9 protein-coding genes and 1 pseudogene are annotated in these 8,294 nt (G+C 64.1%); 5 read left to right on the top strand and 5 right to left on the bottom strand.

The features are described from left to right. Both CWS39_RS27675 and CWS39_RS27670 read left to right on the top strand, forming a co-directional pair. The coding region (locus tag CWS39_RS27675) for a hypothetical protein (protein ID WP_199178331.1) at nt 1–293 on the top strand (293 nt) is incomplete at its 5' end. Nucleotides 294–481: 188 nt separating this feature from the next. Continuing rightward, complete coding sequence (locus CWS39_RS27670; RefSeq protein WP_102146036.1) at nt 482–1,270, top strand: DUF8758 domain-containing protein; 789 nt, start codon at nt 482–484, stop codon at nt 1,268–1,270. Here CWS39_RS27670 and CWS39_RS27665 read toward each other — a convergent pair. From CWS39_RS27665 to CWS39_RS27645, 5 genes are all read right to left on the bottom strand, one after another. Then, entirely contained in the window at nt 1,267–1,689 is a 423-nt protein-coding gene (locus tag CWS39_RS27665) for a DUF488 domain-containing protein (RefSeq protein WP_233213737.1), read from the bottom strand. The genes CWS39_RS27670 and CWS39_RS27665 overlap by 4 nt on opposite strands. Nucleotides 1,690–1,973: 284 nt before the next feature. Then, entirely contained in the window at nt 1,974–2,696 is a 723-nt protein-coding gene (locus CWS39_RS29350; protein ID WP_199178330.1) for a hypothetical protein, read from the bottom strand. A 23-nt stretch (nt 2,697–2,719) separates the two neighbouring features. Continuing rightward, on the bottom strand, nt 2,720–4,906 hold the full coding sequence (locus CWS39_RS29890; protein WP_233213736.1) for a Tox-REase-5 domain-containing protein: 2,187 nt from the start codon (nt 4,904–4,906) through the stop codon (nt 2,720–2,722). Then, nucleotides 4,903–5,145 (bottom strand): hypothetical protein, encoded by a 243-nt coding sequence (locus tag CWS39_RS27650; protein WP_233213735.1) that lies wholly within the window; start codon nt 5,143–5,145, stop codon nt 4,903–4,905. Before CWS39_RS27650 ends, CWS39_RS29890 begins: the two co-directional genes overlap by 4 nt. A gap of 247 nt (nt 5,146–5,392) precedes the next feature. Then, complete coding sequence (locus CWS39_RS27645; protein ID WP_102146034.1) at nt 5,393–5,815, bottom strand: NUDIX hydrolase; 423 nt, start codon at nt 5,813–5,815, stop codon at nt 5,393–5,395. A gap of 93 nt (nt 5,816–5,908) precedes the next feature. Between CWS39_RS27645 and CWS39_RS27640 the strand changes: the two genes are divergently transcribed. The 3 genes and pseudogenes from CWS39_RS27640 to CWS39_RS27630 form a co-directional block, all read left to right on the top strand. Next, a complete protein-coding gene (locus CWS39_RS27640) occupies nt 5,909–6,688 on the top strand; it encodes a GntR family transcriptional regulator (protein ID WP_102146031.1) in 780 nt (259 codons plus the stop codon). Nucleotides 6,689–6,788: 100 nt separating this feature from the next. Continuing rightward, on the top strand, nt 6,789–7,211 hold the full coding sequence (locus tag CWS39_RS27635) for a plasmid replication, integration and excision activator (protein ID WP_102146030.1): 423 nt from the start codon (nt 6,789–6,791) through the stop codon (nt 7,209–7,211). Further along, a pseudogene (locus CWS39_RS27630) lies at nt 7,208–8,257 on the top strand (cell division protein FtsK); the annotation flags it as partial. The gene CWS39_RS27635 and the pseudogene CWS39_RS27630, both read left to right, overlap by 4 nt. Between the last annotated feature and the right edge of the window lie 37 nt (nt 8,258–8,294).

Raw genomic sequence — 8,294 nt, 5'->3', positions numbered from 1 at the left:
GCTACCCCCACGTGGTCACCCTGAATGCCTCCGAACACCACTCCGATGGAAAGATCGTCGCCGACATCGTCGACCCACACGGCCATCACATGTCCGACGCGATGCCTAAGCTCCGCGGGCTGGCCGACTTCGCCGAGGCTTTTGGCTCGGAGTACGGTCGCATCGAAGCCGTGGCGAAGGTGAATGACACCCTTCGTGTGCTCGACCTCACCAAAGAGCCGGTGCGGCAGGCGATCCGCGATGCGAGCGACGCGAAGGCGCTGTACGAGTCCGGCGCTGCGGTCGACTACTGAGCGGGGCCAACTTCATCATCGAACGCCACAGCTGAGATCACCGCGCGGCTCGGCCACGCACCAACCTCCTCAGCGATAGCTGACGGAACGGTTAATCTGCCCGAATGGGAGCAGGCGTTCAAGTGGGCGGTGAGGACGATCCTGGCTTGAAGCCGCCGCGGCGGGCCGGGGACGAGATCGCGGACGTCATGATCACCGTTAAGACCTACCCGAACCCAAGCGAGACGTACGGCGAGACCGTCTGCGTGGCCGGCGTCCGGCTCGACCGGGAGCGCCCCGAATGGATCCGGCTATACCCGGTGAAATTCCGCAACGCCGACTTCGATAGCCAGTTCAGGAAGTACGAGATCATCCGTGTGAACGGCACGTACCACCAGTCCAACGACAACCGCCCCGAGTCCTTCCGGCCGCGACAGGACGAGCTGGCGCATGTGGAGCTGCTGGACACCAGCAGCAACTGGCAGCGGCGGCGGATGAACCTCGACGGCCTCATCGGCGGCACCACAATGTGCGAGCTCCTCGACCAGAACCCGAAGGGCGGTATGGGCACCCCGTCACCGTCACTCGGACTGATCAAGCCGACCGACGTCGACGCGAGCGTCGTAGACGGCGAGCCGTGGACCGCGGACGAACAGGCGAAGATCGATAAGGCCTCGGCCCCGGACCTATTCGGTACCTCGCTCAAGCCGCTCCAACCCGCGCCTTACGCAGTCAGATACAAGTACCGCTGCGCGTCGCCGAAATGCAACGGCCACGACCAGAAGGTGCTCGACTGGGAGGCTGGCCAGGCTGGACGAGACTGGCAACTGCAGTACGGCGATGCTGGCGGCAGAGATGCGATGCTTAAGAAGTGGCGGGACCTAATGCTCTCGCCCGACCGAGACGTCCACTTCTACGTCGGCAACCAGAATCGCCGTCGCCGGTCGTTCTCCGTCCTCGGCGTCTGGTACCCGAAGTTCGAGAACGCGTTGTTCTAGACGTGCACCACCGCAGCGTTGGGCCGGGCTTCAAGGAGTCGGTTCACGACGAAATTGCGGTGGCACTCGGCGTGCTCGTGCTCGAAGCACAGGAGCGCCACGGCTCCCCCATCAAGCAGTTCGCAAACGTGCGCGAGCGCGTCGGCCGCCGCCGCGCTGTCAAGGACGTCGCGGTACCGCGCGACAGAGTCCGGTTCACCGGCGCGGAACCCGGCGCGGTTGTCCTTCGGATTGCCGAGCGCGCGGTGGTGAACGTAGCGGATGCCCACGGCGGCGAGTGCCTCAGACAGCTTGGTTTTCGATAGCCCTGGCTTCCGGCTCAGCGGGGTGAGGCGCACGTCGACGAGGACTCGCACGTCCTGTTCGAGCAATTGGGTAACCAGATCATGAACGGTCTTGCCCTCGTAGCCGATGCTCACGAGGGTCCATTCGGCGGTGTCGTACTCGGAAGTTGCATTAGAGGTTCCCACGAGTTCATATGGTGCATCACGGCCCGCGCCGAGGTGGAGTGAACCCCGGTGGTGCGATGCAACCGTGACCCCCGGCGCGAAACCGCCAGTGCGGCAGTCGGTGTGGGTGCTCGCGTAGTCCTGGTAACGCGGCGTCCTCTACGGCGGCCACAGATTGGCAGCTCAGGGCGCGTCAACCGTCAAATCCTTCGACTAGGCCTCGTTGGTGGGCAAGACGTGTGACCTACAACGACTTAATGGGCAACCTCATCGAGACCATTGGCCACCAGTGTGGCCGTCATCGCCTCAACCACTCGTTGTGCAGGCCAGTCATCCGGCGCTGAAATCATTGTGCCGCCAGCAAGTTCGGTTACCGTAAGCCCCTCCGCCACATGGTCGACCTTCCCGACTTCGGAGCTGATCCATGTGCGGTAACCGACGCCGATCTTCCATCCCCCGCGCCGGGCTGTGCTGTTGGTCGCAGAGTCAGTCAGCTTCAAGTTTGATGGCCTCCATGTTGAGGCGACAGCGGCACACACCGCGTCTCCGAGATCACCGGTGATGCCGCCGGGTACCTTCTCCCGCAACTTGATCGAGAGTGTGTGCATGGGCAGTCGCGCAGCGAGCACTTGAGAGCCCGCGGTTACTCGCACTTCCACGTCGACCTTCGTACCTGACCCGGACACGACGAAGGAGTAGCCCTCTTCGGGCATAGGCTCGCCTTCCGGGGAGCTGGCCGTAGGCCTGTCGCGAACAACGAAGCGCCGCACGATTTCTGCCAAGTCATCTGGCGGGCCTTCCCAGCGGTCACCAGTGTGAGTCGTCCACGCGGTGACACCGACCACCGGACCAAGTGCATTGAGTAGCGCATCGGTTCGGGACGCAATCCATTCGGGAGATTCCCCTGTCGCCACCCAGAACGACCGCAAGAATGCGTCGTGCGCCCAAACGGGTTGGACTCGGGTCGCCACACTCATGGTCTCTCCATCGTAGTCGGTGATTACGGAAGCTTCGGTGTGTAGACGACGGTTACTTCGAACCAGTCGTTGGCCTCAATCAGGTTACGAATCGCCGCCGCGCCAAGCGGGTCCGAGACGTGCACCTCCAAAGCGGCTCCATCCGGCAAGGCGCGGAGCTGTCGTGGAATCTCATCGAGAATGGTTCGCTCCATACCTTGTGTCCATGGTTTGCCAGGTTCCGTCGCGAGCTTGGCATAGCCGTCCTTGGCGTCAAGAAAAACCTCTTGGTCACCCCGCAGGGTATGTCCGTCGAAGTTGACCGGATTTCCAGTCTCTGGGTCGATTCGGGCGTACTCAGGGATGCGCCCATCGGGGAGTCGCTCGGCGCCAGAGATCTGCTCCTGGTACGGCATCCAGTCCTTATCTGGACCGCGGTCGACGTAGTGCCAGCCCGGATCGGTGTTGCCCTTGGTCCACGTGGCATCGGGAGTAGACGGGGGCCAGCCGCCGGGATAGTGAGGATCACCCGACGAATAGTGCAGTCCCCTGGCGGGATCGAATGAATCTGGTGCGATGGAGTGCTGGACAGGTGCAGATCCTGGGTTGCCAGGGAGCCCAAGCGCCGGGTCGTCGGTGTGTGGCGCTGCCGGTATGTCCGCAGTGTGGTGTCCACCGACTGGGACGTCGTCAATGTGGTGGGATGCGCCGCCGAGGGCGTCCAGTCCGTGCTCAATCCCCTCGCCGAGGATCTTGCCGCCGGGGATGGGGGCCATGCCGGCGGCGTCGAGCACGGCTTGGGTTCGCTCGGCGGCGGACGCCTCGTCCCAGTTGGTGGCGACGTCGTACATGTTGCCCACGTCGGGCATGGTCGCGTCCCAGACGGTCTTGGCGGCGTCCTTGGTGCCGTCGGCGAACGCGTCGACGGATCGCTCGAGGACCGGCGGCTGTTGTGGGAACGCTTGAACGTCAGCGTTTTCCGGCAGCGGCGGGATCGGCACGCGCCCGCCACCGGTTTCGGCCGCCGCCTGGTTGAGATCTCCGAGGATCGCCGTCTGCTCAGTCAGTTCTCGGCGAGCGTCGAACACTGCTTGGCTCAACGGATCGCTAACGTCGCGGCCCGGACCCGCCCCGGCGCCCTGCGCGTAGCCCTGCCCGGCCGCAGCATCTAGCTTGGCTTGCGCAGCATCGAGGGCTTGGCGGGCAGCCTCGACCCGCGCGGCTTGTCGATCGACCACCGACGGGTCGGCTCCCACGATCGGAGCGGTCAACGGGGACTTGGTGTAGCGCCCATCCTGGCCATCCCCTTTGCCGGCGTGCTGGTTGAGGATCTGGTCCAACGCGCTCGGCGGCCGCTGCTGACTCAGGGCCGGGGGAAGCCCGCCGGGCTTTTCCTCACCCGGTTCGCCGGGCGTGGCCTCGTCGGGTAGCAGCAGATCTTCAAGTGTGCCCCCGGCGTCGCTGGTGTCAGCAGGCTTCCCGTCGGGCTCAGCCTCGGGATTGCTCGCCGCGTCGTCCACAGATTTGGGCACGGGGAACGGACCGATCTGGCCCGGCGCCTGCTGCTCCGGCGCCACCTCGGGTTTGCCGTTCGGGTCCTCTTTGCCGTCTTCGGCCGGCTTGTCGTGGGGATTGAGTTTGACCTTGTTGTCGACGAGTTGAACCGTGCCCTCGCCGTCGTCAGCACCCTCGCCGTCGAACCGGATGCCTTCCAGCTCAGCGGCTTTCTCCTGCAATCGCCGCTCCGCGAACGCGACCGTTTGACTTAGCCGCTCGGCGTACCAGCGGATGTCCTCAGCGTGCTCTTTGGCGGCCTTGTTCCGCTCGATGACCGTGTTGATGTCGTAGCGGCGGGTGTCGGTCACCGATAGGTCTTCGCCGACTGTGAACTCGTCGTTCTCGGCCTCGGTGATCGCGGCCAGTGCCTCGCGCTGGGCGGCGTTGATGTCCGTGACAGCGTTCTCGGCGATGTCGGCCGACTCGCGTACAACTCCGTTCTGGTTACCGGCCACCACACCGTCAGCGGTCGCCCGAGCGAGCGCCGCGTCCTTGGCGTCACCCTCCCAGGTAGTTCCGCCAGGAGTCGCGATGTTCTGGCGGTGCCGGTCGAACACCTCGTCCGACTGGTCTGCGGCGGTGCGCCACCTTGCCGCGGCGTCGGCGAAGTCGGACGTGGTGAGATCCTCGATCGCCGAACGCGTGGTGAACCGGCCGGAGGGAGCAGCGCTCACACGCTCACCGTGGTGATGGCGTCGGCGCCCTCTCCGTCGGTGGTGTCGTAGCGAGCGCTACCAGTCGATAAGGCGCCAGCCTGGCCGGTGATCCGGTCGGCCTGGCGCCGGCGTAGCGACGCCAGCGCCGCGTCGACCGCGGCGATGCCGGCGTTGGTGGACGTCCCGCCGTCGCCGGTCAGTGCAGCGGTAGCGGCTTCGCTGTCGGCGGCCGCAAAGCGCAGACTGTCAGTGCTCACGTTCAGTTCGTTTGCCATGGCATCCCCCAACAGGCCAACACACTGGTCGTGAGGCTACCTGACGGTTTGCGCTGACATCTACCCGAGCGTGAATAGGCGACATCGTGGGTGCACGTAGCGATCACGGATCGCGGGGCTGAGTGGGGGGTGCTGAGTTGGTCGGGTTGGGAGTCGAAACAGGCCGAACGAACGTCGCTTAGGTAGGTTCCGCCCGGGGGATTCAACAGGTAGCGGCAGCACTTCCTCGCTACACGAGATTGACCCCATCATGCGCCCGCGACTGGGGTGTTTCCTCGAACGCATCCAAAACGCGCACCCCGAACGCGGGCGTCATCGCAGACTTAACTTCTTCCCTTGTCATCCAACGGATTTCACGAGCTTCCTCGGTGGAGTGCGGTTCACCGCCAGCCGGCCGGCAGCGGTACACCAACGCGACGATTCCGTGGGTCAGATTTTTGTAGACGCCAGTGAGGCGTTCGACAGTGACCTCAAGTCCAGTTTCTTCGAGAACCTCGCGTTGGACACCGTTCTCGAAGGATTCATCGAGCTCAAGAACGCCTCCAGGCGCTTCCCAATGATCGTTATCATCGCGTCTGATGACCAGGACCCGGCCGTCGTCACGGACCACGATGCCAGCGACGCTGACCGAATGTTTCGGTGTGGCTCCCACGCGAGACTCCATCCTCCGAGCTTGGCTCCTGTCGTGACATGAGCGTGTCGTTTCCCTACACTAGTCGTCTAGACGTGTAAGGGAGGCTCGCAGGTGCTGCAACTTGGCCAGATCGATCGGGCGGACGACAAGCCGCCTTATCGTCAAATTGCCGGCATGTTGCGCGACGCGATTAACGCTGGCCAGCTAACGGCGGGAGAGCGCCTACCGTCGGAAGCGGCGTTGATCGACCACTTCGGAGTCGCGCGAATGACCGTCCGCCAAGCCGTGCAAGAACTGCGCTCGGAGGGCCTCGTGATTTCCGAGCACGGCCGCGGAGTGTTCGTTCGCCCCGCACCCCCCATTCGCCGACTCGCATCCGATCGTTTCGCACGGCGGCATCGCGCCAGCGGCAAGGCCGCGTTCACCGTCGAGGCAGAGAAGGCAGGCTACACGCCACAAGTGGACAGAATCACCGTGACGCGCGAGAAACCGAATCCCACTGTCGCCGAACGCCTTCGCTTAGCCCCGGACGACGACGTTGTCGTGCGATCTCGACGCTACCTCGCCGATGGCCGACCAATCGAAACAGCGATCTCCTACATCCCTGCCGAATTTGCCGCAGGGACCAAGATTGAACAAGTCGACACCGGACCTGGCGGCATCTACGCGCGGCTCGAAGATGCTGGCCACATACTCGCCCGCTTCACTGAGGAAGTCGGTGCGCGGATGCCCACCCCTGAAGAGCGCCGCGCCCTCCAACTTTCGACAGGAGTACCTGTCCTGACCGTGGTTCGCACGGCATACGACACCGACGACGTGGCCGTTGAAGTCTGCGACACGGTGAAGGTCGCATCCGCCTACCTGCTCGAATACGACTTCTCAGCGCGCTGACGTGCACGAAACGATTAAGTGCCGCGCAATGCTTGACATACTCCTCTAGACGACTAGGTTAGACAGTCATCTAGTCCACACAACTCGGAAGGGTTCCGCAATGTCCATGCCCAAATGGCTTCAAATCGGCCACGAACAGGTGTTTCCGTCCGGCGCGTTTCTCGTTTCGGAGGTGACGCCAATGGTCGACTTCGACAAGTCCTCAGGTGACAGCCGTGTGCAGGCGACCGACCGCGACACCGGCTCGCCAATGTGGCAGGTCGAAGTACTCGACGGTGATCCGGCCGCACCAAAGCGCAGCCGCACAGTGACCGTCAAGTTCGCCGCCCAAACGCAGCCCGCCGCCCCCACGAATTCCAGCGGAACACCGTTCACCCCCGTGGTTTTCGAGGGCCTGATGGCTTTGCCGTACATCGAGCGATCTGGCGATTTCTCACGCATCGCATGGTCGTTTCGGGCCTCGGGCATGACCGCGCCGGGCAAGTCGTCCACGGCGTCGAGCACGGGCCGGGCGTCGGCATGAATCCCGACCCGTTCGCACCCACCGACCCCGACACCCCGCTGCGGCTCGACCACCTCCTGCACCAGCTGCTTGTCGGCATGGCCTGGATCGCGGCCGTTATGGGCATCACCGCCGCCGTTCTGATCGCCTGGCGCCTGCACTCTCCGCAGACCTACGAACTGCACTTCGCCGCCCCGGCCCGGCGGTTGCGCTGGAGACTGTGGGCCTACACCTCATGGGAGCGGCTGTCGAAACGCTGCGGCCTGTCCGCCTCTGAGCAGGTCACCCGCAAGGACCACGAAGGCCGGCCGGTCACGCAGACGCGATGGATTCACCCAAAGCTGTTACAGGTCAAGGTGTCTGACAACTGCCTGAATCTGACAGTACGAACGCGGATGGGACTGACCGTCGACGACCTAGAGCGTGCCGTCCCGGCCATCCGCGACGCCGCACGAGCACACGCCGCACGGTCGGTCGTGGTCGGCCCCGGTACCGTGCGGATCGAATTGGTCATGCGCGAGCAACTCTCGTCAGTCGGCCATGCCACGTCACCCACGGCTGTCGCCACCACCAAAGTCACGCTGGGGCGTTGCGAAAACGGCGCACCGTGGACGCTGCACGTCGCCGGACGACACACCCTGACCGTGGGGTGCTCGGGCGCAGGCAAAGGGTCGGTGTTCTGGGGTATTGCCGGCGGCTTCGGACCTGCAATCGCGGTAGGCCTGGTCCACCTGATCGGCATCGATCTCAAGTACGGCATCGAACTATCGGTCGGCGCCCGCTTGTTTACCAAGATCGCCACCACCGAAGCCGACGCAGTGAAAACCCTTGCCGCAGTGGAACAGTTGATGGACACACGCGGCGCACAAATGGCGGGAAAGACACGTCAACACACCCCCACAAAATCGGCGCCCTTGGTTGTGCTGATGATCGACGAACTGGCCGGATTGACCGCCTACATGAGTGACCCAGCCCTGCGCAAGGAAGCCGTCGCCTCGTTGTCGCGGATCCTGACCAAAGGCCGCGCCCTGGGAATCGTAGTCGCCGCGTTCCTGCAAGATCCGCGTGTTGCGCGTCGCTCTCGATGACGATGTCGGCGTCATT

Origin of the sequence: Mycobacterium hubeiense, assembly GCF_002838065.1 — a bacterium.
GTDB classification, from domain to species: domain Bacteria; phylum Actinomycetota; class Actinomycetes; order Mycobacteriales; family Mycobacteriaceae; genus Mycobacterium; species Mycobacterium hubeiense.
Note: the sequence above shows the minus strand (reverse complement) of the source record. Positions and strands in the feature narration are given on the sequence as shown.